A 23856-nucleotide genomic window follows, 5' to 3' on the forward strand; every position below is an offset into this window, starting at 1 on the left:
GAATGCGCGCGTCCCTGGACGGCGCCCGCAGCCATTCCTGCAAAGGGCGCTTGACTTGTATGCTGTATACAATATGCTGTCGACATGATTTTACAACGATTTCCAAAACTGGCAGCCGCCATCCCCGAAAGCCTTGCCGAAATGCTGGAGGAGGAAATCATTCTGGGGCGCCTCAAATCCGAGGAGCGGCTGACCGAAGAGGTTGTCGCTGAGCGCTACGGCGTCAGCCGATCGCCCGTTCGCGAAGCGCTCCGCTTGCTGGAGCGCGATGGCCTTGTCATTCGCGAAGCGCGGCGCGGGATCTGGGTCGCGCCCATGTCGCAGCGCGATTTCGACGAAGTCTATACGTGTCGGATCGCGCTGGAGGGCCTCGTTGCCCGTCAGGCTGCCGAATCTCCGGATGCGGCACGGAAGAAGGAGTTCCGCGGCCTTTTGGTCGAGCTGCAGGAAGCGCAGGCGCGCAACGATGCCCGGCAGTTCTTCACCGTCGATGTTCGCGGCTCGGCCCTGGTCTACGATCTGGCCGCGAACCGCACATTGACCCGCCTGCTGCAAGGGCTCGAGAAGCAGGCGCTGCGCTACCGCTTCCACGCCTACGAGCAGGACCCGAAGATCGTCAAGCTGTCGCTGGATGACACCGCGCGGATCTACGACGCGATCACGGCCGGCGACGGCGATTCAGCCCAGGCGATGACGGAGAAGCTCATCCGCGAGATTTGGCACAGCATGCGCGAAAAGGTGCGCGACTATTTCGGTCAGTGATTGTTATGTTGGCGTTCAATTCTTCCTTTGCTGTCGTCGACAGCCATACCGCCGGGCATCCGACGCGTGTGATCTTCAGCGGAATCCCCCGGCTCGACGGTGGAACGGCGCGGGAACGCCGCGACGATTTCCGCAGCCGCTTCGATCATCTGCGCGCCGCCCTTCTGCATGAGCCGCGTGGCCACGCCGCAATGGTCGGGCTGGTTCCCGTGCCTTCCGAGGTGGCGGACTACGGCGCCTTCTTCATCTCGTCCTACGTCTATCTCGATATGTGCGGTCACGGCACGATCGGCTTTGCCAAGACGCTCGCCTTCACGGGGCAGATCAGCCGATCGACGGGAGACAGCTTCACGCTCGAAACCCCGGCGGGCGTCGTCACCGTCGGACTGGTCTGGGGCGAGAGCGGCGCGCTGGAATCGGTGCGCCTGAAGAATGTGCCGAGCTATGTGGGTCTGGAAGGACTGGAGGTCGACGTAGCCGGTATCGGCCGGGTCCGGACGGATATCGTCTATGGCGGCATGTGGTATGCCCTCGTCGACGCCACGCAACTGGGGTTGGAACTCGCTCCGGACCATGCGTCGCAGCTGATGCTCAAAGGCTCCGCCATCAAGACCGCGATCAAGGAAGCGGTCGCCGGGATGCCGCTTTTCGCCGGCGCGACGGCGCCGAGCGTGCTCTTCTACGCAGCCGATGCGCCCGACGGCGCGACGCATTTTCTGGTGCTCGAGGTCAACAAATACGACCGGTCGCCCTGTGGCACCGGTACCTCGGCGCGGATGGCTCATCTCCTGCACAAGGGTGTACTGCGACCCGACCAGGTCTATCGCGCCCGCAACATATTCGGCATCCCGTTCGAAGCTCGCCTTGCCGAGAAGGTGGCAATTGGGGAGCGAGAGGCCGCAATCGTCGAGATCGAAGGCGGCGCCTTCATCACCTCGGCGCAGACAATCTACTTCGAAGCGGACGATCCGCTCTCGAAGGGATTCCTCAGTCGTTAACAACCCAACCACAAGAAAAGGGGAACGCTATGATATCGTTCAACTTCAGCAAGCTGTTCGCGGCGGCCACCGTCGCTCTGTCCCTTCTGGCGGCGCCCGTGGCGGCCGTCGCGGACGATAACCCGTCGGCCGTGCTCGACCAGATCCGCGCCTCCGGCGTTCTCAAGGCGCCCGTCATGGTCGGCGAGGAGCCTGGCTACATCAAGGATCCGGCAACGGGGCAATGGAGCGGCTTCTATGTGGAATTCCTCACCGAAATCGCCACCGAGCTCGGCGTCAAGCTCGAGCCGGTCGAGACGACCTGGGGTAATCTCGCCGCCGATTTCCAGTCGAACAAGATCGATATCGCCATCGGCGTCAATCCGAACCCTAAGCGCGGCCTCGTGGTCGATTATCTGTGGGAGCCGCTATTCACCGACGCCTGGGCCGTGCTCACGCCGGCCGGCAAGCCGGTGAAGACCTGGGCCGAGCTCAACGATCCGTCCAAGACGGTGGTCGTCCAGAAGGGATCGACGATGCAGATCGTCGCCGAGGCGCTGCTGCCCAAGGCGAAGGTCACGCCCGTGGAAGATCGCGGCCTGGCGCTCATGGAATTGCAGTCGGGCCGCACCGACGGCGTCCTGCTGTCGATCTTCGATGCGCTGCAGGTCTCGGAAAAGAAAATCGGCGAGGTCTCCTTGCCTGAGCCCATCCTGCGCAATCCCGCAACGCTGGCGGTCGCCCGCAAGCCTGGCAATGCCGGCTACATCAACTTCCTGACCAACTGGATCGAGCAGCAGCGCTCGCTCGGCCAGGCGCAGGGCAAGCTGGCGCGCGCCTGGGAGGCACGCGGCATCGATCTGTCCATTCTGCCGAAGGGTTTCAGCTTCTAATCGCTGCCCCGCACCAGGCTTGACCGCTTTCCGAAGCGGTCAAGCTTTTCTCGGCGCGTTCAGTTCCGCCGACGAGACGAGCACGGATCATGTTTGATTTCACCGTACTGACCAACAACTGGCCGTTGCTGTGGGACGGCCTGCTGATGACGCTGTACTTCACCGTCATCACCATCCTGGCGGGCCTAGCCATCGGGCTGATCGTCGGCCTCATCCAGCTCAGCACCTTCTGGCCGCTCGTGCTGCTCGGCCAGCTCTATGTCGAATTCTTCCGCAACATCCCGCTGCTGGTGACCTTGCTCTGGGTCTATTACGCCTTCCCGATCTTCGCTGGGGTCAACGTGACGAAGTTCTGGGCCGGTTTCATCGGCCTCAGTTGCTATGTCGGCTCCTTCTATGCGGAAATCCTGCGCGCCGGTGTCCAGTCGATCGACCAGGGGCAGACAGACGCGGCGACCGCCATCGGCATGTCCTACAGCCAGCGCATGCGCCGCATAATCCTTCCGCAGGCCTTTCGCAGGATGATCCCGCCGCTCGCCGGCCAGTCGATCATCCAGATGAAGAACACAACCCTGCTTTCGATGATCACGGTGCCCGACCTGCTCTATCAGGCCAGCTACATCTCCTCCTTCACCTATCGGCCGATGGAGGTCTACACGGCCGTCGGCGCGATCTTCCTCATCATCCTGGTGCCGCTGACCTACCTGGCGCGCAAACTGGAAAAGAGCGGGATGATGTCAAAATGACCGGCAATCCAACATCAGCACGGCCCGGCGGCGCAAATGCCAGGCAGGTCCTGCAACTGGAAAGCATCTGCCTGGATTTCGCCGCCAAGCGAGTCCTGCACGGTGTCGACCTGAAAGTGGCCGAAGGCGAGGTGGTCGTCCTGATCGGCGCGAGCGGATCGGGCAAGACCTCGCTTCTGCGCTGCATCAATCTGCTCAACAGCCCCACCAGCGGCCGCATCGTCATCGACGGGGAGACGATCTTCGACCGCCCGGCTGGCGGCAACGGCCGCGAGATCGCCAAGCAGGAGGTCAATCGAATCCGCGCCAAGACCGGCATGGTCTTCCAGCAATTCAACCTGTTCCCGCACATGACGGCGCTTCAGAACGTCATGGAAGGTCCGGTCACGGTCAAGAAGGAGCCCGCCGGCGCGGCGCGCGACAAGGCCATGCAGCTGCTCAAGACCATGGGACTGGAGGAGCACGCCGACAAACTTCCGCGTCAGCTCTCCGGCGGCCAGCAGCAGCGCGTGGCGATCGCCCGGGCCATGGCCATGCAGCCGAAGGTCATGCTTTTCGACGAGCCGACATCGGCGCTCGACCCGGAGCTGGTCGGCGAGGTCATGAAAGCCATGGTCGAGTTGGCCAAAAGCGGCATGACGATGGTGATCGTGACGCACGAGCTGGGTTTCGCCTTCGAGATCGCCGACCGGATCGTCTTTCTCGACCAGGGCCTGATCGCGGAGGAAGGTTCGCCGCACAAGATATTGCTCCACCCGACGCATGAGCGGCTGAAGAGTTTCGTCGGCCGCTTCCATGAATCGGCGGACATGCTGCGCCCGTTTCTGGAAGCCATGCACGCCGACCGGGCCTGAGCGGCTTGGTGGCATTGCCGCGCGGGAAGCCCCCAACAGTCGAGAGGCGCCAATACGTCTCCGAAAAGGAAAGAAGATGCTGAGTTTTGATCCGCTAATCGTTGACGTCCCCAGAGGCCATCATGTCGGCGGCCGATATCTTGATCTTCCGGGCGGCGAGATCGAGGTGCTTCGTCCGTCCGACCAGCAGGTGATGGGCGTCGTCAACGACGGTGGCGAGGCCGCTGTCGACCTTGCGATCAAGGCCGCGAAGGAGGCGCTCAGAGCGAGCAAGTGGGCGAAAATAGCGCCTCGCGATCGTGCCAGGGTCCTGTTTCGCTTTGCCCAGTTGATCGAGGAGAACAACCTCTATCTCGGCCGGCTCGAGGCCATGGGGTCGAGCCGCCTGATTTCGGGCACGGTCACCGGCGACGCCATCCGCACGGCCGGCGTCGTGCGCTATTTCGCGGAATTCTGCGACAAGCTGGAAGGCATCGTCACCGCCACCGAAGACGGCACGCTGAGCTACGTCAAGCGCGAACCCTACGGTATCGTCGGCGCGATCGTGCCGTGGAACTTTCCGATGATCACGGCTGCCTGGAAATTCGCGCCGGCGCTCGCGGCGGGCAATGCGGTCGTCATGAAGGCGTCCGAGCTCACGCCGCACAGCCTCCTTGCGCTTGCCGAGCTTGCGGCGCAGGCGGGGCTGCCGGCGGGCCTGCTCAACGTCATCAACGGATACGGGCATACGACGGGTGCGGCGATCGTGCGCCATCCCGATGTGATGATGGTTTCCTTCACCGGGTCGACGAACACGGGGGCGGCGATCATGTCGCTGGCGGCGCAGTCCGGCATCAAGCCGGTGACGCTGGAGCTCGGCGGCAAGAGCCCGCAGCTGGTGCTCGCCGATGCCGGCGATCTCGATGTGGTGGCAAGCCGCGTCTCGGCAGCCTTCATGGCCAATGCAGGCCAGGTCTGCACGGCAGGCTCGCGCATCCTGGTCGAGAAGAAGATAGCCGACGAACTGGTCGCGCGCATCGTCGCCAAGACCCGGGAGATCAAGGCGGGTCCGACCTGGGACGAGAGCACGACCTTTGCCCCCATCATCAGCCGCAAGCAGCTCGATCGGATCGACGGCATGGTCCGGCGGACCGTCAGCGAGGGTGGCTCCATGATCACCGGCGGCGCGCCGATGGAATCGCGTAACGAGGGCAATTTCTACGCTCCGACGCTCCTGGAAAACGTCGACCGGGACAATGTCGGCTTCCGCGAGGAGTTCTTCGGCCCCGTGGCCACGGTCAACCCCTTCACCGAGCTGGAAGAGGGCATAGCGCTTGCCGCCCATCCGACCTACGGGCTTTCCGCGAGCGTTCACACCTGCGATGTCAAGAAGGCGCTGAAGGCGGCCGACGGCATCGAGGCCGGGATGGTCTGGGTGAACCAGCACGGCCGCAGCCCCGAATTCACCTATTCCGCCGGCGGCTACAAGGGATCCGGATTCGGCAAGGACATGGGTCGGGCTGGCTTCGAGGAATTCACCAGACAAAAAGCCGTCTGGGTCAACTACGCCTGAAACGAGCGACGTCATGCATTTCGATTACATCATCGTCGGAGGCGGCTCCGCGGGAGCCGTGCTCGCCAGCCGGCTTTCGGAAGACGAAACCAAACAGGTTGCGCTGTTCGAAGCGGGCCCGGACACGCCGCCGGACGAGGTTCCCGACATCATCGCCGACAGCTATCCCGGGCTGTCCTACTTCGACCCGAAATATCACTGGACCGAGCTCAGGGTCTACAACCGCTCGCCGAAGCTGAATTCGCAACCGGCCAAGACCGCCAAGCTCGAGCAGGCCAAGGTCATGGGCGGCGGCTCCAGCATCAACGGCCAATTCGCCGTGCGGGGTCTTCCGCATGATTATGACGAATGGGAGGAGCTGGGCCTGAAGGGCTGGGGGTGGGAAGGAATGCTTCCCTACCTGAAGAAGCTCGAGCGCGATCTCGACTTCGACGGCGAGCTTCACAACAGGGCCGGCAACATTCCCATCCGCCGCGTGTTCCCGCCGGAATGGGCAGGCTTCACGAAATCGGTCCTGAAGGCGACCGAAGCGGACCACCCCTATCGGCCCGACTACAATGGAAGTTTCGAGGACGGCTCCTTCCCCTTGCCGCTCTCCAACGAGAATGACCGGCGGGTCTCCACGGCGATCGGCTACCTCCACAGCCGGGCGCGCGCCAGGAAGAACCTGCATATCTTCGCCAATGCCTTCGTCGAAGGGCTGGCCAGCGAAGGAACGCGCATCGTCGGCGCGACCGTCACGATTGGCGGCGAGACCAAGACGTATCGCGCCCGCGAAGTGATCGTCGCCGCCGGCGCGCTTCATTCGCCCGCGATCCTGATGCGCGCCGGCATCGGCCCTGCCGCTCAGCTGACGCGGCTTGGCATCGAAGTCGTCGCGGACCTGCCAGGCGTTGGCGAAAACCTGACCGATCATCCTCATATCGCGGTCGGCGCCCATTTCAAGAAATCGGCCCGGCTGCGGTCCGGCCAACGCAGGCACATCTTCCTCGGCGTGCGCTACTCGTCCAACCTAGCCGGCTGCCATTCCGGCGACATGCTGCTGATGCCGGTCAACCGCGCCGGGTGGCATCCGCTGGGCAAGGCGATGGGCGCGCTCAATGTCTGCGTGAACAAGTCGTACTCGCGCGGGACGGTGACGCTGAGGTCGCCGAACCAGACCGACGAGCCGATCGTCGACCTGAACATGGCGTCCGATGGCCGTGACCTCATGCGCCTGGTGGACGGCTTCAAGCGCATCTACCGCATCATGACGACCCCGGACGTCCAGGCCCATGTCAACACCTGGTTCCTGGCCGGCTACAGCGACGAGGCGCGGGCGCTCAGCGTGCGCAAGGCCTCGAACTGGATCAAGACGGCAAGTGCCGCCTATGCCTTCGACTATCTGCCGTTCTTCCGCGAAGCATTGCTCGAGCGCAAATTCGGCACCACCGACCGCATGCATGCGATGATGCGCGACGATGAACTGATCGCCGACTGGGTGAAGCAGTCAGTCTGGTCCGGCTGGCATGTCTCGGGCACTTGCAAGATGGGCAGCGACACCGATCCGCTCGCGGTTCTCGACGGCGAATGCCGCGTGCGCGGCGTCCAGGGCCTGCGTGTCGTCGATGCCTCGATCATGCCGACAATCGTTGCCGCCAACACCAACATCACCACGATCGCGATCGCCGAGAAGGCGTCGGATCTCATCCTCAATTCCGCAGCTTGAAAGGAAGAACGACCATGCGCAGGAACAAGGTAAGGGACATCTGGGCGGCCGGCGGCGAAGTGGTGACGGGATGGCTGGGCATCCCCTCCACCATCTCGGCGGAACTGATGGCGCAGCAGGGCTGGGACGCGCTGACCGTCGATCTCCAGCATGGCGCGACCGATTACACCGACATGGTTCCCATGCTTCAGGCCATCTCCACAACCGATACGGCACCATTCGTACGCGTTCCATGGAATGACCCGGCAATCATCGGCAAGGTGCTCGACGCCGGAGCCTATGGCGTCATCTGCCCTATGGTGAACACGGCGGACGAAGCCGACGCCTTCGTCAGGGCGTGCCGCTACTTCCCCAAGGGCGGCCGTTCGGTCGGTCCGTTGCGCGCCTCGCTCTATGCCGGCCCGGACTATTTCAAGCACGCCAACGAGACCATCGTCACCATGGCGATGATCGAAAGCGAGCAGGCGGTCAGGAATCTCGAGGGTATCCTCAAGACGCCGAATCTCGACGCGATCTTCGTCGGTCCCTCGGACCTCGCCGTCACCATGGGCGAGGCGCCCGGCTTCGATCCGCGCTATCCGGCCGTCTACGAAGCCATCGAGTACATTGCCGCCAAGTGCAAGGAAGCAGGCGTCATCCCGGGCATCCATTGCGGATCGGTCGCCTATGGCGTGGACATGCGCAAGCTGGGCTACCGCTTCATGGCCTATCTGTCGGACTTCCGCATGCTGCAGCAGATCGTGTCGCGGTCGCTGCCGGCCTTCCGGACCGGCGCCGTAAGCGACCTGACTCCGTAACGGCACGGCAGGGGCAACGGCATGCAGCGCAATCGCGACGGCGCGAGCAGGAAGGTGACCGTCATCGGCGCGGGCATCGTCGGCGTGTGCAGCGCCAACTATCTGCTGAAGCAGGGCTTCGAGGTCGAGGTGATCGATCCGGCCTTGCCCGGCTCGGAAGACCAGTGCTCCTACGGCAATGCCGGCGGCATTTGTCCCGGATCCTGCATACCGAACTCCATGCCGGGCGTGTGGAAGAACGTGCCCAAATGGTTGATGGACCCGGAAGGGCCTCTTTACGTGCGGCTGGCCTACCTGCCGCACGCCTTGCCGTGGCTTTTGCGCTTCCTGGCGGCGAGCCGCAAATCCCGCGTCGAGGAAATCTCGGCGGCGATGCGGGCGCTGCACCGCTACACGTTCGAATGCTATGAGCCGTTGATGAAGGAGGCAGGCTGCGAAGAGCTCCTTCAGAAACGCGGCCAGCTCTTCGTCTACGAAAGCGCGGATGGCCCCGGCAAAAGCAACTACGGCCTCGATTTGCGCCGCGCCCATGGCGTGCGCGTCGATATCCTCGATGCCGACGAAATCCGGCAGTTGGAGCCCGCTCTGGCATCGATCTTCAAAAGCGCCGTCTATCTGCCCGAGCAGGGGCAGTGTCCGAACCCCGGGCGGCTGGTGCGAAAACTGGCCGAAAACGCCGCGCGGCAGGGCGCTAGATTCCTGCAGGCGCGTGTCAAGGATTTCGAGCTGAACGGGCGGGAACTGACGGCGGTCGTTCTCGAAGGCGGCCAGCGCCGTCCGGTCGACCAGGCGGTCCTTGCCGCGGGCGCGTGGTCGGCGGCGCTCGCCCGCAAGCTCGGCAACCGCATTCCCTTCGAGACCGAGCGTGGCTATCACGTCATGGTCAAGGGCGCCGATACGGGGCTGCGGATCCAGACCGTTTCGGCCGACCGCAAATTCGTGGCCTCCCCCATGGAGGAAGGGCTGCGCATCGCCGGAAATGTGGAGTTTTCAGGCCTGCGGTCGCCGCCGAATATGGCCCGCGCCGACACGCTCTTGAAGCAGGCCCGGCCCATGTTCAGGACGTTCAAGGAGGGCGAAGTGAAGCGATGGATGGGCCATCGGCCGGGAACGCCGGACAGCATCCCCGTCATCGACCGCGCGAAGCGCGCCCGCAACGTCGTCTACGCATTCGGCCATGGACATCAGGGGCTGATCGGCGGATCGGTCACCGGCAAGCTCGTCGCCGAACTGGCCGCCGGGTTGCCGGCAACGGTCGACCTGTCGCCATTCAGCGCCGATAGGTTCTAGCTTCCTGGGGCAGATTTCTCGCTTGCGACCCGGATATGCCGCTTCACGTCGTCCATCGGATAACGGATCGGAGTAGCTGGAGACAGCTATAGGGAAACGACGTTCATGACATCAGCCAACATTTTGATCTGCGACTTTGTCGGCCTTCGCTTCGGCGCGGGCGGCAATCCCGATCACAGCGAGGTCAAGGCTTACATCGAAGCGAAGGGCGGCGTGTTCCATCGAACAGGCATCGGCAGCGCTGGCGCCCTCGATCCCGGCAGGCTGCATTTCTTCTACCTGCCGCAATTGAGCACCCGGGAAGAATTGTTGGCCGAGGCTGGGGACGGCCGTTATGACGCCGTCATCGCCGCGGCGACCTTCATTCCGGCGGAGGCCAGGTTCCGCCTCGGCGGCGTGCGCATCGGGACCGGCACCGGCAATATGGGCTCGGCATCGTGGGGCGGGGGCAGCGGAGAGGGCGGCGAAGCGCCGCTTATGAATACGCCGGGCATCAACAGTCGCGCCACCGCGCAAATGGCCATGAAGGCGCTGCTGAAAGTCAGGCCGGATCTTCCCGTGGACAGGCTCAACAGCCTGGTCGCCGGCGGGCAGTTCGATACGGGAAAAGATCTGCGCCATTACCCGACCGAGAAGCTCGAAGGCAAAAGACTGGCCGTCATCGGCTATGGCAATATCGGTCGGGAATTCGCCAGGCTCGGCCAGGCCTTCGGCATGCGGGTCACCATCCATGCGCGGCACCGTCACCGCAAATGGATCGAGCTGGAAGGCTTCGACCACGCCGCAAGCATGGTGGACGCGGCGCGCGGCGCGGACGCGCTTTCGGTCCATCTCGGCCTGGGCGCTTTCGATGCCGGCCGGCAAAAATACGCCAACGCCGGACTTATCTCAGATGAGGTGCTTTCCGTTCTCAACCACGGCGCCGTGCTGATCAACTATGACCGCGGCGAGCTGGTCGATGTGCCAGCGCTGGAGCGCGCATTGGAATCGGGCCGTATTTCCCACGCGGCGATCGATGCCGACCTTTTTGCCGATGGCGCCACGCTTTCAGGACCGATGCTGCCTTATCTGAAGCTGGTCGAAGCCTATGGCCAGCGTCTGGAACTTCTTCCGCATGCCGCGGCCGACACCGACCATCCCTCCCGTGTCGCGGGCGCCAAGCAGGCGGTCGATCAGATCCGCGCCGCCATCGTCGATCATCGCGTCCACAATCTTAAAGGATCGCTGCCTTCCGGTTTTGTCGACATGGGGGCGAAAGCCCCGCCCGGTATCGGCGGCATCAATCTCCGGCATCTGGCGGCGCTGGCCGACGATCAAAACGTGGCCGCCGACCTCGCCCGATCGGGCGCTCTCGTTGCCGCGTTCTGGGAACGCATCCTGGCGGCGTCCGAGCAGGAGCGACCGGCCCTGATCGCTTCCGGAGGCGAAGCGTTCGCCGAGGCCGCGAATCGTCTCTCCACACTTATGCGCACGCACCATCTGTCCGGGCCGTTCTCTTCAGGGTCGCATTGACACCCACCGTCGTATTGGGGCTGGCACGCTTGCAGCTCGTTGGCGATTCATGGCGGCGGAGCGGTCCGCCGCGCTGCCGGCGAAAATCGATGCGTCGGATCAATGGCAGAGTGCGGCGACCTGGCCGCCAAGCCTTTGAAAAACTTGGTGATCCCGACAGGAATCGAACCTGTGACCTACAGATTAGGAATCTGCCGCTCTATCCTACTGAGCTACGGGACCACGCGGCCAGACACATAGCCGCTTCGGGTCGGTTCGCCAAGGGGCATGCTGACCTCCCATAGGCCGTAATGTCTCGGCGAGGCCGGGCTGAGCCGGCCAAGCGTATGGCGGCGGGGGCTTTCGCCGGCAGCCGCTCAGGCGGCCAGCGCGGTCTCGGCCAGCTTCACCCAATAGCTCATGCCGTGCGGAATGACCTCGTCGTTGAAGTCGTAGGCCGGGTGATGCAGGCCCGCCGAGTCGCCATTGCCGATGAAGATGAAGGCGCCGGGGCGGGCTTCCAGCATATAGGAGAAATCCTCGCCGCCCATCACCGGCTGGATGGCGCGGTGGACATGGCTGTCGCCGGCGATATCGGCGGCGACATCGCCCGCAAACACGGTCTCCTCGGCATGGTTGAAGGTGACGGGGTAGTTGGCGTCGTAGTCCACCGCGATGGTGGCGCCGAAGGCGGAGGCGAGCCCGGCGCAGAGCGCGCGAATGCGCTCTTCCGATTTCTTGGCCACTTCCTTCTTCAGCGTGCGCACGGTACCGGCGATCTCGGCGCTTTCGGGAATGACGTTGTAGGCGTCGCCGGCATGGAACTTCGTCACCGACACCACCACGGCCTCGACCGGATCGGTGCTGCGCGAGGCGATGGTCTGCAGCGCGCCGACCAGCTGGCTGGCGATGACGATCGGATCGATCGTGCCGTGCGGCATCGCGGCATGGCCGCCACGGCCCTTGACGGTGATGGTGAATTCGGCGGTCGCGGCCATGATCGGACCGGGCTTGATGGCGAACTGGCCGACCGGCAGGCCCGGCATATTGTGCATGCCGAACACCTTCTCGATGCCGAAGCGCTCCATCATGCCGTCCTTGACCATTTCGTTTCCGCCGCCGCCGCCTTCCTCGGCCGGCTGGAAGATCACCGCCACGGCGCCGGCGAAATTGCGCGTCTCGGCGAGGTATTTGGCGGCTCCAAGCAGCATAGCGGTATGGCCGTCATGGCCGCAGGCATGCATCTTGCCACGCACGGTCGAGGCCCATGGCTTGCCGGTGATCTCGTCGATCGGCAGCGCATCCATGTCGGCGCGCAGCCCGATGGTCGGGCCATCGCCCTTGCGGCCGCGGATGATGCCGACGACGCCGGTCTTGCCCAGCCCCGTCACCACCTCGTCGCAGCCGAACGCCTTGAGCTTTTCGGTGACGAAGCCGGCGGTCTGGAAGACGTCGAAATTCAGCTCCGGTGTCTGGTGCAGATGTCGTCGCCAGCCGGCGACTTCTTCCTGCATTTGCGCGGCGCGGTTCAAAATCGGCATGATCGTTCCATCTCTTGGTTGATTGGCGGCAGTCGGTTCAGATCCGCTCAGCAATTGTGATTGTGTTGAACTTTGCCATTTTGGCGTCACATAGGGTAAATAGCACCACAACAATGCGGTCCGGGGTCGAGGGTCGAGCCGCATTTGTGCTGGCGATGGGTAACGAAATCTTACGGACCCAGCGGCGACTACGGCAAGAGGCGATTTCGGATTTGATCATGCGGCAAAGGCATTTCCTCAACCTGTTGCTGGCTGGCGCGCTGGCGCTTCCGGCGCTCGCCGGCGCGGCGCGCGCCAACCCGGTGGTGCTTTTCGATCTCAAGAGCGGCTCCATTCTGGAGCATCAGGACGCGTTCAAGCGCTGGTATCCGGCCTCGCTCAGCAAGCTGATGACGGCCTATGTCACCTTCCGCGCGATCCAAGCGGGCGAGGCGGCGCTCGATTCGCCGATCAAGGTGACGAAGCATTCGGCCGGCGAGCCGCCGAGCAAGATGGGCTTCAAGCCCGGCTCGGTGATGCGGCTCGACAATGCGCTGAAGATGATGCTGGTCAAGTCGGCCAACGACATCGCCATGGCCGTCGGCGAGAATATCGGCGGGTCGCAAGCCGCCTTCGCCGACCGCATGAACGCGGAGGCCGCCCGGCTCGGCATGGTCGGAACGCATTTCGTCAACCCGAACGGGCTCTATTCGCCGGAACAGTACACGACCGCGCGCGACCTCGCCGTGCTGGTGACGGCGCTGCGCACCGATTTTCCGCAATACGCGCCGTGGTTTTCAATCGAAGGCCTTGCCGTCGGCAAGAAGGCCATCCCAAACTACAATCTGCTCATCGGCCGCTATCCCGGCGCGGACGGCATGAAGACCGGCTTCGTCTGCTCTTCCGGGTTCAACATGATCGGCTCGGCGACGCGCAACGGTCGCACGCTGGTCGCCGTGGTGCTTGGCGAGAAATCGGCGGTCAGCCGCGCCGAAGCGGCGGCAAAGCTGCTCGATCTGGGTTTTGAGATGCCGTCGGCCACTTCGACCACGCTTGGCGCTCTCAAGCCCTATGGCGACACGCTGTCGCCCAACGACATGCATGACGAGATCTGCGCGAAGAAACCGAAGGAGCAGCAGTCCGAGGCGGCGCCCGAGGTTGCGGCCAAGGACAAGTCGAAATCGCCCTACCAGGTGAAGCTCGACCACCCGACACTGGTCGCGGTCGGACTCGGCGGCGCGACCGGTCCGGCGCCGAAGGCATTCGTCGACCAGGTCGACCAGAACTATGCCGATGTGCCGTTGCCGATCTGGCGGCCGGACAGACCGACGCCGGCCGGCGCCGAGCCGCTGGCGACGGCCGCCACCGGGGCGCAGGGCGACCAGCCCGTCAAAGCTGCCAACTAGCCAAGCTGATGAGCGGCTTTCCCATTCCCGTTTCGGTGCTCACCGGCTTTCTCGGCGCCGGCAAGACGACTCTGCTCAACCGGCTCCTCAAGGATCCGGCGCTTGCCGACACGGCGGTGATCATCAACGAGTTCGGCGAGGTTGCGATCGACCATCTCCTGGTCGAGCAGGCATCGGATGGCATCATCCAGCTTTCCGACGGCTGCCTCTGCTGCACGGTGCGCGGCGACCTCGTCGACACACTCGCCGATCTCGTCGACCGCCTGCAGACCGGCCGTATCGCGAAACTGGCCCGCGTCGTCGTCGAGACGACGGGCCTGGCCGATCCGGCGCCGGTGCTGCAGTCGATCATGGCGCATCCGGCGCTGGTGCAGGCCTTCCGGCTCGACGGCGTCATCACGCTGGTCGACGCCGTCAACGGCGAGGCGACGCTCGATGCCCATGTCGAGGCGGTGAAACAGGCGGCGGTGGCCGATCGCATCGTGCTGACCAAGGCCGACCTAGCCGACGCGGCCGGGATCGAGGCGTTGCGGGCAGGACTCAAGCAGATCAATCCGGGCGCCGTCGTGCTCGATGTCGGCGAGGCCGGCGCCGCGGCGCTGTTCAATTGCGGGCTCTATGATCCTGAGACCAAGTCCGCCGACGTGCGGCGCTGGCTTGGCGAAGAGGCGGCGCATGATCGAGATCATCACCATGATCAAGATCATCACCGTGATCAGGATCATCACCATGACGGTGACGATGATCATGGCCGCCATCACCATGCGCATCGCCACGACACGCGGGTGCGCTCGCACTCGCTTGTCCATGACGGCCCGGTGCCGTTCTCGGCGATCGAGATGTTCCTCGACCTTCTGCGCTCGACGCATGGCGAGAAACTCCTGCGGATGAAGGGCGTCATCGAGCTCGCGGAGGATCCTGCGCGGCCGCTGGTCATCCATGGCGTGCAGAAGATCCTGCATCCGCCGGCAAGACTGCCGGCCTGGCCCGACGGCCAGCGTGGCACCAGGCTGGTGCTGATCACGCTCGACATGCCGGATGACTATATCCGGCGGCTGTTCGCCGCCTTCACGAACAAGCCGTCGATCGACACGCCGGACCGCGCGGCGCTGGAAGCCAATCCGCTGGCGATTGTCGGGCTTTGAGCTGAAGTAGGCAGGTCGGCCGCGTTGCCGCGCTCGACCAGGAAACGATGGCCGCCGGCGACCGCCGCCGTCTCGATCAACCGGTGGCCGGCATCGGCGCAGAACGCCGGGATGTCGATCACCGCCAACGGATCGGTGGTCTCGAGCCACAGCCGGGTGCCAGGTCGCATCGCGGCCAGTCGCTTGCGGGCCTTCAGCACCGGTAACGGACAGTTCAGTCCCTTGAGATCGTAGTTAGCGGGCGGCTTTGCCTTTTGTTCATGCATGTCGCTATCCCAAAACCGCCTTGCACCTTCGGGTCAACGCCCGAGGGCATCCTTTTGGGCGACATGCATTGAAAATCTCAGCCGCCGAACATGCCGAGCAGCTTCTTCTTCAGCTTCGACACGGTGCCCTGGTCGGCGTCGGCGGCCTGCTGCGCTGGCTCGGCGGGCGCGGGTTCGACGCCGGCGGTGACGACCGGCTGCTGCGCGGCCTGCTTGGCGGCCTCCTTCTCGGCCAGCGCCTGCGCCTTTGCCTGTTCCTTGGCGGCCTTGGCCGCCTCGATCGCCGCGAGGCGCTGCTCTTCGGCCTTGCGCTTGGCTTCCTTTTCCGCGTCGGCTGCTGCCATCTTGCGGCCGAGCGGGGAATCGATGCGGCCCATGCGGGTCGTTTCCGTCACCGAGCCGTCGGAATTCATCGACGGCGGATCGATCGGCACGCGCTCGCCGCGGGCGCGGCGCTTCGACCAGTCGGAAACGATGCTGGCTTCCTTGACGCCGGCAATCGTCGGCTTTGGTGGCGGCGTGCTCGATTTTACGGCCGAATTGAAGGCCGCGTCGTAGCTCTTCTCGTAATTGGCGTAGGCCGTCTTCAACGAATCCGGCTGGGTCGTCGCGGGGCACGGGCCGGTCGGGTCGAAGCTCGTGCCTTCGGGCGCGACCTGATTGAAGACGTAGCGCTTCTCGCAGACGTCGACCTTCGGCGGCACCTTGGTGATCTCGAAATTGTCGTAGCCGACCTTCAGCATCTTCCAGAATTCGTAGTTCGGGTCGCTGCGGTAGCGCGCCATGTTGGCGGCGGTCATGCGGAACGGGAAAGCCTGGACCTGGAACTCGGTCTGGCCGCCCTGAAAGGCGTCGCGGCCGAAGGCATAGATCTGCTCGATCTGGGCGTCGGTCATCGAATAGCAGCCCGACGACGAACAGGCGCCATGCACCATCAGGTTCTGGCCGGTCCGGCCATTGGCGCGGTCATAGGCATTGGGGAAGCCGATGTTGAAGGACAGATGATAATTCGAGCGCGGATTCATCTGCGACGGACGCACCGTGTAGAAGCCCTCCGGCGCCTGGCGGTCGCCCTCGGTGTATTTGGGGCCGAGCTTTCCCGACCATTTGCAGATGTCGTAGCTGGCGACGAGATCGTAGCGGCCATTGGTCTTGGCCTTCCAGATCTCCAGCTTGCCTTCCTCCTTGAAGATGCGCGCCATTACCGAGGAGGTGCGCATCATGCCCTTGGCCTTCATGTCGGCGAGGATCTTGTCCGGCAGCGGCTTGTTGGCCTCCGGCGCGAAATCCTTCATCGACGAATCATTGCAGCCGGCGACGCCAATGGCGGCGATCAGGACTCCGGTGCGGGCAAGCTTGGCAAACATCGATACAGCTACGTCTCTTCTCTCGGACCAACAGCTCTCGGCATGGCTTGACCGCAGGCTGAACACCATTGGACCGTAAGCCCGTTAACCTTGAAAATTCCTTACCGCAAGCCTTCGCGACAAATGGGCCAACCCCTCACGGCAAGTCCATTGAGCCGAATCCGGCGGCATTTTTGTGGCGAAATTGGTCGTTGCCGCCACAGTTTACCGCAAGATGCCTGATTAAAGGCTGCGGCCCATCGCCAGGTATTTCTCGCGGCGCTGCTCGCGGAAATCGGTGTTGGCGCCGGCGAAATCCTTCATCGTCCTGGCGATGAGGTCGCCGGTGGACGCAATCACCGTCTCCGGCGCGCGCTGGGCGCCGCCCATCGGCTCGGGAATGATGGCGTCGATGATCTTCATCTCGAGAAGATCCTGCGCGGTGATCTTCATGTTGGTCGCCGCGTCCTTGGAGCGCGTGGTGTCGCGCCACAGGATCGAGGCGGCACCCTCGGGCGAGATCACCGAATAGATGGCGTGTTCCAGCATGTAGACGCGGTTGGCGGTGGCGATCGCGATGGCTCCGCCGGAGCCGCCTTCGCCGATCACCACCGAGATCGACGGCACTTTCAGCGACAGGCAAGCCGAGGTCGAACGCGCGATGGCCTCGGCCTGGCCGCGCTCCTCGGCGCCGACGCCGGGATAGGCGCCGGCGGTGTCGACCAGCGTCAGCAGCGGGATCTGGAAGCGGTCGGCAAGCTCCATCAGCCGCACCGCCTTGCGGTAGCCCTCGGGGCGCACCGAGCCGAAATTGTGCTTGATACGGCTTGCCGTGTCGGAGCCCTTCTCCTGGCCGATCACCGCGACGGGCTCGCCGCGGAAACGGGCAAAGCCGCCGACGATCGCCTGGTCGTCGCCGAAATTGCGGTCGCCGGCCAAAGGCGTGAAATCGGTGAACAGCGCCTTGATGTAGTCGATGCAGTGCGGGCGGTCGGGATGGCGCGCGACCTGCACCTTCTGCCAGGGCGTGAGCGCCTTGTAGAGGTCGCGCAAAGCGTCGCGAGAGCGCTTTTCCAGCCTGCTGATCTCTTCGGCGACGTCGACCGCCTCGCCGTTCTCGGCAAGCTTCTTCAGCTCGAGGATCTTGAGTTCCAGATCCTGCACCGGCTTTTCAAAGTCGAGGTAGTTGTACATGCTTGGGCGGACCGATCCGTCGGAAGGCAAATGGCTGGCGGAACCGCTGAAATGCCGGCCCCGGGCGGTGGAACGTCGCCCTCACATAGCGATATGAGGCCTAGTCGGCAAGCGGATGATGATCGTTCACCAGCCGCACCAGCCGCTCCTCCAGCACATGGGTGTAGATCTGCGTGGTCGAGATATCGGCATGGCCTAGAAGTTGCTGAACGGCTCTGAGATCGGCGCCGTTCTGCAGGAGATGGCTGGCAAAAGCATGGCGAAGCACATGCGGCGAGATTTTGGCCGCGGTTATCCCGGAACGCGCGGCCAACCCTTTGAGATCGCGGGCGAAAACCTGTCGGGAAAGATGCCCGCTGTCGGACGAGGCCGGAAACAGGAACGGGCTTTCGGCAAAGGCCGGACGCTCGGCCCTCGCCGCAAGCCAGGCGCGCATGGCGGTTCGCGCCTTGGTCGAAAGCGGCACCATGCGCTCCTTGTCGCCCTTGCCGCGCACCATGAAGAAGCGGTCGTCGCGCAGCGCCACCGTCACCGGCAGGCCAACCAATTCGGAGACGCGCAGGCCCGTGGCGTAGAGCACCTCGACCAGCGCGTGCAGGCGCAACGCCGCCAGCCCGTCGCCGTCCGATCCGGATTTGCCGGCTTCCAGGGCCGCCCGGTCGAGCAGGCGGCCGGTCTCGGCCTCGCTCATCGTCTTCGGCAGCGGCCGGCCCTTGCGCGGGCTGTCCAGCGTGCCGGTCGGGTCGTCGCCGCGCAGGCCTTCCGCGTAGAGGAATTTGAAGAACTGGCGGATCGCCGACAATTTGCGCGCCTGCGAGGTCGGCGCGAAGCCGCGCGCGGCGATGTCGTCGAGATAGGCGCGGATGTCGGCAGGTCCGGCGCCCGCCAGTCCGCCACCGATGGCTTCGGAGGCGTCTTCCAGGTCGCGGCGGTAGGAGGAAAGCGTATTTTCGGCCGCGCCGCGTTCGGCGCTCATCATCTCCAGGAAGGCTTCGATACGGGCCGCGCTTTTCATCTGGCCGGGATCAATTCTTCTTCGGATTGAGCTTCTCGGCAGGAATTCGAATACTCATTTCCGCCTTTTTCGGCTCCACGAACATCGCCAACGCGAACATCGCGCCATAGGCAATGCCTGCAAGAACGGCCAGCGTCACGACAAACCGAAACAAAGTCGGCATTCAAATTTTCGCCCGTCTTCTTGTTCTGCGTTTCCAAAGCCCTGTGCCCTTATGAGACGCCAATCCGGCCAATTCAAGGACGAACAATTCCGGTGAACAGAAGGTTTTGCCGGGAAGCCTCGCGCCCGTTTGTCCGGCCGTGCTTGACGCAAACAGGCTTTTGATGTCGAAACGGCGCAAAGAGGCCCCGATGAACGCTCTGCCACCCAATTCGACGGACGAAGGCCGCGCCGCGCTGATCGAAGCGCTCGGCAGCCGCTCGATCGTCTTCGTCGGTCTGATGGGCGCCGGAAAGACCGCGATCGGCCGCAAGGTGGCGACGATGCTGTCGCTGCCCTTCATGGACAGCGACCAGGAGATCGAAAGCGTCTCGCGCATGACGGTGCCGGAGCTGTTCGAGCGCTATGGCGAGCCGGAATTCCGCGCGCTGGAGCAGCGGGTGATCCTGCGGCTGCTGGAGAACGGCCCGCAAGTGCTGTCGACCGGCGGCGGCGCCTTCATGAACGTGCAGACGCGCGAGGCGATTTCCGCGCATGGCGTATCGGTCTGGCTGAAGGCCGATCTGGACCTGTTGATGGAGCGCGTCTCCAAGAAGCAGAACCGGCCGCTGCTCAAGAATCCCGATCCGCGCGGTGTGCTGGAGCGGCTGATGGGCGAGCGTTACCCGGTTTACGCCACCGCCGACCTGACCGTGCCGACCCGCGACGACCGCAAGGAGATCATTGCCGGCGAAGTCGTCGCGGTGCTCTGCACCCATCTCGGCGTCGACGCGATCGCGACAGGCGCTACAAGCGCCACAACCCACGAGGTGCAGTCGTGAGCGATGCCGAACCGGTGAAGGTCGAGGTCGGGCTCGGCGATCGCGCCTATGACATATTGATCGGCTCCGGGCTGCTGGCGCGCTCCGGAGAGGAGATCGCGCGCCGGCTTCCCGGCACCCGCGCGGCCATCGTCACCGACGAGAACGTCGCCGCCGCGCATCTCGACACGCTGAAGGCGGGGTTGGAGAAAGGCGGCATCCAGTCCGCCGTCATCGGGCTGCCCGCCGGCGAAAAGACCAAGAGCTTTGCCCATCTCGAAGAGGTGGTCGACGGCGTCCTCGCCGCAAAGCTCGAACGCCGCGACCTGGTGATCGCGCTCGGCGGCGGCGTCATCGGCGACCTTGCAGGCTTTGCTTCCGGCATCGTGCGGCGCGGCATGAATTTCGTGCAGATCCCGACCTCGCTCCTGGCACAGGTCGATTCCTCCGTCGGCGGCAAGACCGGCATCAACAGCGCCCGCGGCAAGAACCTTGTCGGCGTCTTCCACCAGCCCAGGCTGGTGCTCGCCGACACCCAGGTGCTCGACACGCTGCCGATCCGAGAGTTCCGCGCCGGCTATGCCGAGCTCGCCAAATACGGGCTGATCGACCGCCCGGCCTTCTTCGCCTGGCTTGAGCAGAACTGGGGGCAAATCTTTGCCGGCGGTCCGGCGCGGGTCGAGGCGATCGCCGAGGCCTGCCGCGCCAAGGCAGACGTCGTCGCCCGTGACGAGTTCGAGACCGGCGACCGGGCGCTGCTCAATCTTGGCCACACGTTCGGCCATGCGCTGGAAGCGGCCACGCGCTATGATGGGGCGCGCCTCGTCCATGGTGAGGGTGTGGCCATCGGCATGGCGCTGGCGCATCGCTTCTCGGCGCGCCTCAACCTGGCGAGCCCGGACGACGCGGAGCGCGTCGAAGCGCATCTTCGCGCCGTCGGCCTGCCCTGGCGCATTGCCGATATTCCGGGCGAGCTGCCGGATGCCGAGGCGCTGCTCGGCTTCATCACCCAGGACAAGAAAGTGTCGCGCGGCGCGCTGACCTTCATCCTGACGCGCGGCATCGGCCAGGCTTTCATCGCCAAGGACGTGCCGCCGTCGGAAGTGCTGTCCTTCCTCAAGACGAGCCATCCCAAAGGGTTCAAGACGGGCCAATCCGGAAGGCTCAAAGCGAGCCATCCCGAACGGTCCAAGAGGAGCCGTTCCGAATGATCGACGCCGGCTGGATCGCCGCCGCCGTCCTCGCCGTCATCCTGCTTTCGGCGCTTCTGTTGCGCACTCGGCTGCTTGCCGCTTTCGGCTATGCGCTGCGGCCGCTCGAACCGCCGCAGCGGTCCGAGCGCAGCGGCAAGGATCAAGACAGCGAGGATCCCCGTCGCGATGGCGAGGCTGCCCGCGAGGAGCGCAATCGGCTTGAGGGTCTCTTCGACCTCGATGAGCTCGAAGTGTCGGACGTCATGGTCCACCGCACCAATATGCGCTCGGTCAATGCCGACAATGCGCCCGAAGCGGTCGTGCGCGAGATCCTGCAGAGCCCGCACACCCGAATGCCGCTGTGGAAGGGCTCGCTCGACAACATCGTCGGCGTGTTGCACGCGAAAGATCTGCTGAGAGCTCTCAACGAGGTCGGCAACGATTTTTCGCGGATCGACGTCATGAAGATCGCGGCGAAGCCCTGGTTCGTGCCGGATACCACCACCTTGCAGGAGCAGCTCAACGCCTTCCTGCGGCGCAAGGCGCATTTCGCCATCGTCGTCGACGAGTATGGCGAGGTCGAAGGGCTGGTGACGCTGGAAGACATCATCGAGGAGATCGTCGGCGAGATCGCCGACGAGCACGATGTCGACATGCAGGGCGTGAAGAAAGAGGCGGACGGCTCCGTGGTCGTCGACGGCACAGTGCCGATTCGTGACTTGAACCGCGCGCTCGACTGGGACCTGCCCGACGAGGAAGCCACGACGATCGCCGGCCTCGTCATTCATGAGACGCAGTCGATCCCGGAGGAGAAGCAGGCCTTCACCTTCCACGGCAAGCGCTTCGTGGTGATGAAGCGCGACAAGAACCGCATTGCGAGGTTGAGGATACGTCCCGCCAGCGAAGGCTAGTTCACCAACATAGAAATCTTGACTGGTCGGCTATGTCGCGTTGGCAGGTGGTATGCCTTGGAGATTGGCCGAAACGGTCCGGCCTCGTCATCCACGGGTCTGCGCGACGCCGCTTCGCGGCTGCTCCGCCCAGGGATGACGAGGTTGGGAGGCTTCAGCCAATCCCCGACGTCTGCGCTGATTTCACCGAAGCGAACGGTGAAAATCTTGGCGCCCGACAACCCTGCAACCTTTCAAAATCCCTACGCCGAAGAAACCAGGCGTCCCAGAAGACCCGGCTCATTGTTCCTTGGTCCAAAGCTCACTGAGCATCGCGCCAGTGCCGGCATCGATTGCCGCCATGCTGACATCGTAGCCCCAGAGGTTGCGGACATGGCGCAGCGTCGCGTCGCGGCTCTGGCCCTCGAGCATGACGCCATCCTTGACCGTGTGCTGGAGCCGCAGATGCCGGTCGCCGAGCAGGTCGACGTCAACCACCTGGATGTCAGGACGGTTGGCGCCGATATCGTAGCTTTGCGCCAACGCCGACCGTACCTTGCCATAGCCGCGCTCATTGTGGATCGAGGCCACCTCGTAGTGCGGCTCGTCGGCACCGTCGGCCAGCACGAAGAGCCGCCATTTGCGGATCAGCGTCGGGCTCAGATACTGGCGGATGAAGGATTCGTCGCGATGGTTGGCCCAGGCGTCGAGCAACGTGTCGCGCCAGTCGCCGCGGCCGGCGATGTCGGGAAACCAGTCGCGGTCCTCGGCGGTCGGCGCGGTCGAGATGCGCTGGATGTCCTGCATCATATCGAGACCCAGCGCGTAGGGATTGATGCCGGAAAAGCGCGGATCGTCATAGGCCGGCTGGAAGATGACGTTCGAGTGGTTGCGCAGGATTTCGAGCATGGCGCCTTCATTGATGCGGCCACGGTCGAACAGCGTGTTCATGAGCGTGTAATGCACGAAGGTGGCGCAACCTTCGTTCATCACCTGGGTTTGCCGCTGCGGGTAGAAATATTGCGCGATGACACGCACGATCCTGACGATCTCGCGCTGCCAGGGCTCAAGCACCAGGCTGTTCTTCTCGAGGAAATAGAGCAGGTTTTCCTCCGGCAGATTGAGTGATTTCTTTCGCTCGGCCGCGTCGTCGTCATCGGCTGTTTTGGTGTCGCCGCTCTCTTGCGAAGGCGGCAGTGTCCGCCAGAGATCGTTGAACGAACGCTCCTCGTATTCCAAGCGCTCGCGCAGCCCTTCGCGCTGCTGCTCGGACGACAGCCTCGGCGGCCGATGATAGCGGAACACACCCTGCTCCATCAGCGCGTGGGCCGAATCCAGGATCGCCTCCACTGCCGCCAGGCCATGCCGTTCCTCGCACCGGGCTATGTAGCTCTTGGCAAAATCCAGATAGCTCAGGATGCCGCCGGCGTCCGTCCATTGCCGGAAAAGGTGATTGTTCTTGAAGAAATGATTGTGCCCGAGCGCGGCATGGGCGGTCACCAAGGCCTGCAGGGCCATGGTGTTTTCCTCCATGAGGTAGACGATGCAGGGGTTGGAGTTGATGACAATCTCGTAGGCCAGACCGCGAGCGCCCTTGCGGTAGAGAAGCTCGTCGTGAAGAAAACGTTTGCCGAACGACCAGTGCCGGTACATCAGCGGCATGCCGATCGACGAATAGGCGTCGAGCATCTGCTCGGAGGAAATGATTTCCATCTGCACCGGGTAGATGTCGAGGCGAAGCTCTTCGCGGCCGATCGCTTCGATCTCGTCATAGACCCGGGACAGCTTGTTGAAATCCCAGTCGGACCCGGAAAACAGCAGTTCGGACTTGCGCGCCTGGCTGACCATT

General features: G+C 64.0%; 21 protein-coding genes, 1 tRNA gene and 1 pseudogene. 15 read left to right on the forward strand and 8 right to left on the reverse strand.

Annotated features, from left to right (window positions below; genetic code table 11):
* Nucleotides 1-141: 141 nt before the first annotated feature.
* From FJ957_RS22940 to FJ957_RS22985, 10 genes are all read left to right on the forward strand, one after another.
* Complete coding sequence (locus FJ957_RS22940; protein ID WP_181177693.1) at nucleotides 142-762, forward strand: GntR family transcriptional regulator; 621 nt, start codon at nucleotides 142-144, stop codon at nucleotides 760-762.
* Between the two features lie 5 nt (nucleotides 763-767).
* Nucleotides 768-1760, forward strand: a complete 993-nt coding sequence (locus FJ957_RS22945; protein WP_140835113.1) for a proline racemase family protein — start codon at nucleotides 768-770, stop codon at nucleotides 1758-1760.
* Between the two features lie 29 nt (nucleotides 1761-1789).
* Nucleotides 1790-2632, forward strand: coding sequence for a transporter substrate-binding domain-containing protein (locus FJ957_RS22950; RefSeq protein ID WP_140835114.1), 843 nt, complete (start codon nucleotides 1790-1792; stop codon nucleotides 2630-2632).
* A gap of 89 nt (nucleotides 2633-2721) precedes the next feature.
* Nucleotides 2722-3378 (forward strand): amino acid ABC transporter permease, encoded by a 657-nt coding sequence (locus FJ957_RS22955; protein WP_140835115.1) that lies wholly within the window; start codon nucleotides 2722-2724, stop codon nucleotides 3376-3378.
* Complete coding sequence (locus tag FJ957_RS22960) at nucleotides 3375-4232, forward strand: amino acid ABC transporter ATP-binding protein (protein ID WP_140835116.1); 858 nt, start codon at nucleotides 3375-3377, stop codon at nucleotides 4230-4232. The genes FJ957_RS22955 and FJ957_RS22960 overlap by 4 nt, the downstream gene beginning before the upstream one ends.
* 76 nt (nucleotides 4233-4308) lie before the next feature.
* The gene (locus FJ957_RS22965; RefSeq protein ID WP_140835117.1) at nucleotides 4309-5784 is read left to right on the forward strand and encodes an aldehyde dehydrogenase family protein; all 1476 of its coding nucleotides are present in this window, start codon (nucleotides 4309-4311) and stop codon (nucleotides 5782-5784) included.
* A gap of 13 nt (nucleotides 5785-5797) precedes the next feature.
* Nucleotides 5798-7492, forward strand: a complete 1695-nt coding sequence (locus FJ957_RS22970; RefSeq protein WP_140835118.1) for a GMC oxidoreductase — start codon at nucleotides 5798-5800, stop codon at nucleotides 7490-7492.
* Nucleotides 7493-7506: 14 nt separating this feature from the next.
* On the forward strand, nucleotides 7507-8289 hold the full coding sequence (locus tag FJ957_RS22975) for an aldolase/citrate lyase family protein (RefSeq protein ID WP_140835119.1): 783 nt from the start codon (nucleotides 7507-7509) through the stop codon (nucleotides 8287-8289).
* A 21-nt stretch (nucleotides 8290-8310) separates the two neighbouring features.
* Nucleotides 8311-9579, forward strand: a complete 1269-nt coding sequence (locus FJ957_RS22980) for an FAD-dependent oxidoreductase (RefSeq protein ID WP_140835120.1) — start codon at nucleotides 8311-8313, stop codon at nucleotides 9577-9579.
* A 105-nt stretch (nucleotides 9580-9684) separates the two neighbouring features.
* A complete protein-coding gene (locus FJ957_RS22985) occupies nucleotides 9685-11091 on the forward strand; it encodes an NAD(P)-dependent oxidoreductase (protein ID WP_140835121.1) in 1407 nt (468 codons plus the stop codon).
* 145 nt (nucleotides 11092-11236) lie between these two features.
* Here FJ957_RS22985 and FJ957_RS22990 read toward each other — a convergent pair.
* Both FJ957_RS22990 and FJ957_RS22995 read right to left on the reverse strand, forming a co-directional pair.
* Nucleotides 11237-11313 (reverse strand) — tRNA-Arg (locus tag FJ957_RS22990).
* A 134-nt stretch (nucleotides 11314-11447) separates the two neighbouring features.
* A complete protein-coding gene (locus FJ957_RS22995; RefSeq protein WP_140835122.1) occupies nucleotides 11448-12611 on the reverse strand; it encodes a M20 aminoacylase family protein in 1164 nt (387 codons plus the stop codon).
* Nucleotides 12612-12829: 218 nt separating this feature from the next.
* Between FJ957_RS22995 and FJ957_RS23000 the strand changes: the two genes are divergently transcribed.
* Both FJ957_RS23000 and FJ957_RS23005 read left to right on the forward strand, forming a co-directional pair.
* Nucleotides 12830-13996 (forward strand): D-alanyl-D-alanine carboxypeptidase family protein, encoded by a 1167-nt coding sequence (locus FJ957_RS23000; protein ID WP_140835123.1) that lies wholly within the window; start codon nucleotides 12830-12832, stop codon nucleotides 13994-13996.
* Between the two features lie 8 nt (nucleotides 13997-14004).
* Entirely contained in the window at nucleotides 14005-15141 is a 1137-nt protein-coding gene (locus FJ957_RS23005; protein WP_181180679.1) for a GTP-binding protein, read from the forward strand.
* 26 nt (nucleotides 15142-15167) lie between these two features.
* On the opposite strand, the pseudogene FJ957_RS23010 reads toward FJ957_RS23005, so the two are convergent.
* The 5 genes and pseudogenes from FJ957_RS23010 to FJ957_RS23030 all read right to left on the reverse strand — a co-directional run.
* Nucleotides 15168-15407, reverse strand: a pseudogene (locus tag FJ957_RS23010) (sulfurtransferase TusA family protein); the annotation flags it as partial.
* Between the two features lie 77 nt (nucleotides 15408-15484).
* A complete protein-coding gene (locus FJ957_RS23015) occupies nucleotides 15485-16774 on the reverse strand; it encodes a murein L,D-transpeptidase family protein (protein ID WP_140835125.1) in 1290 nt (429 codons plus the stop codon).
* A gap of 222 nt (nucleotides 16775-16996) precedes the next feature.
* Nucleotides 16997-17947, reverse strand: coding sequence for an acetyl-CoA carboxylase carboxyltransferase subunit alpha (locus tag FJ957_RS23020; RefSeq protein ID WP_140835126.1), 951 nt, complete (start codon nucleotides 17945-17947; stop codon nucleotides 16997-16999).
* A 100-nt stretch (nucleotides 17948-18047) separates the two neighbouring features.
* Entirely contained in the window at nucleotides 18048-18962 is a 915-nt protein-coding gene (locus FJ957_RS23025; protein ID WP_140835127.1) for a site-specific tyrosine recombinase XerD, read from the reverse strand.
* A gap of 10 nt (nucleotides 18963-18972) precedes the next feature.
* A complete protein-coding gene (locus FJ957_RS23030) occupies nucleotides 18973-19125 on the reverse strand; it encodes a hypothetical protein (protein ID WP_042643428.1) in 153 nt (50 codons plus the stop codon).
* Between the two features lie 190 nt (nucleotides 19126-19315).
* On the opposite strand from FJ957_RS23030, the gene FJ957_RS23035 reads away from it, so the two are divergent.
* From FJ957_RS23035 to FJ957_RS23045, 3 genes are read left to right on the forward strand one after another with little or no spacing between them, the layout of a single operon-like run.
* Complete coding sequence (locus FJ957_RS23035; RefSeq protein ID WP_140835128.1) at nucleotides 19316-19945, forward strand: shikimate kinase; 630 nt, start codon at nucleotides 19316-19318, stop codon at nucleotides 19943-19945.
* Nucleotides 19942-21135 (forward strand): 3-dehydroquinate synthase, encoded by a 1194-nt coding sequence (gene aroB / locus FJ957_RS23040; RefSeq protein WP_140835129.1) that lies wholly within the window; start codon nucleotides 19942-19944, stop codon nucleotides 21133-21135. Before FJ957_RS23035 ends, aroB begins: the two co-directional genes overlap by 4 nt.
* Nucleotides 21132-22028, forward strand: a complete 897-nt coding sequence (locus FJ957_RS23045; RefSeq protein WP_140835130.1) for a transporter associated domain-containing protein — start codon at nucleotides 21132-21134, stop codon at nucleotides 22026-22028. The genes aroB and FJ957_RS23045 overlap by 4 nt, the downstream gene beginning before the upstream one ends.
* Nucleotides 22029-22307: 279 nt before the next feature.
* Here the strand turns inward: FJ957_RS23045 and FJ957_RS23050 are convergent, their stop codons facing one another.
* A complete protein-coding gene (locus tag FJ957_RS23050) occupies nucleotides 22308-23855 on the reverse strand; it encodes a SpoVR family protein (RefSeq protein WP_140835131.1) in 1548 nt (515 codons plus the stop codon).
* Nucleotide 23856 lies beyond the last annotated feature (1 nt).

Origin of the sequence: Mesorhizobium sp. B2-4-6, assembly GCF_006442775.1 — a bacterium.
Lineage (GTDB): Bacteria > Pseudomonadota > Alphaproteobacteria > Rhizobiales > Rhizobiaceae > Mesorhizobium.

Excerpts from the sequence above, each read along its gene's own strand:
- FJ957_RS22960 (WP_140835116.1), top strand. The coding sequence starts at position 3,375 with ATGACCGGCAATCCAACATCAGCACGGCCCGGCGGCGCAAATGCCAGG.
- FJ957_RS23015 (WP_140835125.1), bottom strand. The coding sequence starts at position 16,774 with ATGTTTGCCAAGCTTGCCCGCACCGGAGTCCTGATCGCCGCCATTGGC.
- FJ957_RS22950 (WP_140835114.1), top strand. The coding sequence starts at position 1,790 with ATGATATCGTTCAACTTCAGCAAGCTGTTCGCGGCGGCCACCGTCGCT.
- FJ957_RS23000 (WP_140835123.1), top strand. The coding sequence starts at position 12,830 with ATGCGGCAAAGGCATTTCCTCAACCTGTTGCTGGCTGGCGCGCTGGCG.
- FJ957_RS22985 (WP_140835121.1), top strand. The coding sequence starts at position 9,685 with ATGACATCAGCCAACATTTTGATCTGCGACTTTGTCGGCCTTCGCTTC.
- FJ957_RS22940 (WP_181177693.1), top strand. The coding sequence starts at position 142 with ATGCTGGAGGAGGAAATCATTCTGGGGCGCCTCAAATCCGAGGAGCGG.
- FJ957_RS22995 (WP_140835122.1), bottom strand. The coding sequence starts at position 12,611 with ATGCCGATTTTGAACCGCGCCGCGCAAATGCAGGAAGAAGTCGCCGGC.
- FJ957_RS22975 (WP_140835119.1), top strand. The coding sequence starts at position 7,507 with ATGCGCAGGAACAAGGTAAGGGACATCTGGGCGGCCGGCGGCGAAGTG.
- FJ957_RS22965 (WP_140835117.1), top strand. The coding sequence starts at position 4,309 with ATGCTGAGTTTTGATCCGCTAATCGTTGACGTCCCCAGAGGCCATCAT.
- FJ957_RS22970 (WP_140835118.1), top strand. The coding sequence starts at position 5,798 with ATGCATTTCGATTACATCATCGTCGGAGGCGGCTCCGCGGGAGCCGTG.
- FJ957_RS22945 (WP_140835113.1), top strand. The coding sequence starts at position 768 with ATGTTGGCGTTCAATTCTTCCTTTGCTGTCGTCGACAGCCATACCGCC.
- FJ957_RS23020 (WP_140835126.1), bottom strand. The coding sequence starts at position 17,947 with ATGTACAACTACCTCGACTTTGAAAAGCCGGTGCAGGATCTGGAACTC.
- FJ957_RS23005 (WP_181180679.1), top strand. The coding sequence starts at position 14,005 with ATGAGCGGCTTTCCCATTCCCGTTTCGGTGCTCACCGGCTTTCTCGGC.
- FJ957_RS23025 (WP_140835127.1), bottom strand. The coding sequence starts at position 18,962 with ATGAAAAGCGCGGCCCGTATCGAAGCCTTCCTGGAGATGATGAGCGCC.
- FJ957_RS22980 (WP_140835120.1), top strand. The coding sequence starts at position 8,311 with ATGCAGCGCAATCGCGACGGCGCGAGCAGGAAGGTGACCGTCATCGGC.
- FJ957_RS23045 (WP_140835130.1), top strand. The coding sequence starts at position 21,132 with ATGATCGACGCCGGCTGGATCGCCGCCGCCGTCCTCGCCGTCATCCTG.
- FJ957_RS23050 (WP_140835131.1), bottom strand. The coding sequence starts at position 23,855 with ATGGTCAGCCAGGCGCGCAAGTCCGAACTGCTGTTTTCCGGGTCCGAC.
- FJ957_RS23035 (WP_140835128.1), top strand. The coding sequence starts at position 19,316 with ATGAACGCTCTGCCACCCAATTCGACGGACGAAGGCCGCGCCGCGCTG.
- FJ957_RS22955 (WP_140835115.1), top strand. The coding sequence starts at position 2,722 with ATGTTTGATTTCACCGTACTGACCAACAACTGGCCGTTGCTGTGGGAC.
- FJ957_RS23030 (WP_042643428.1), bottom strand. The coding sequence starts at position 19,125 with ATGCCGACTTTGTTTCGGTTTGTCGTGACGCTGGCCGTTCTTGCAGGC.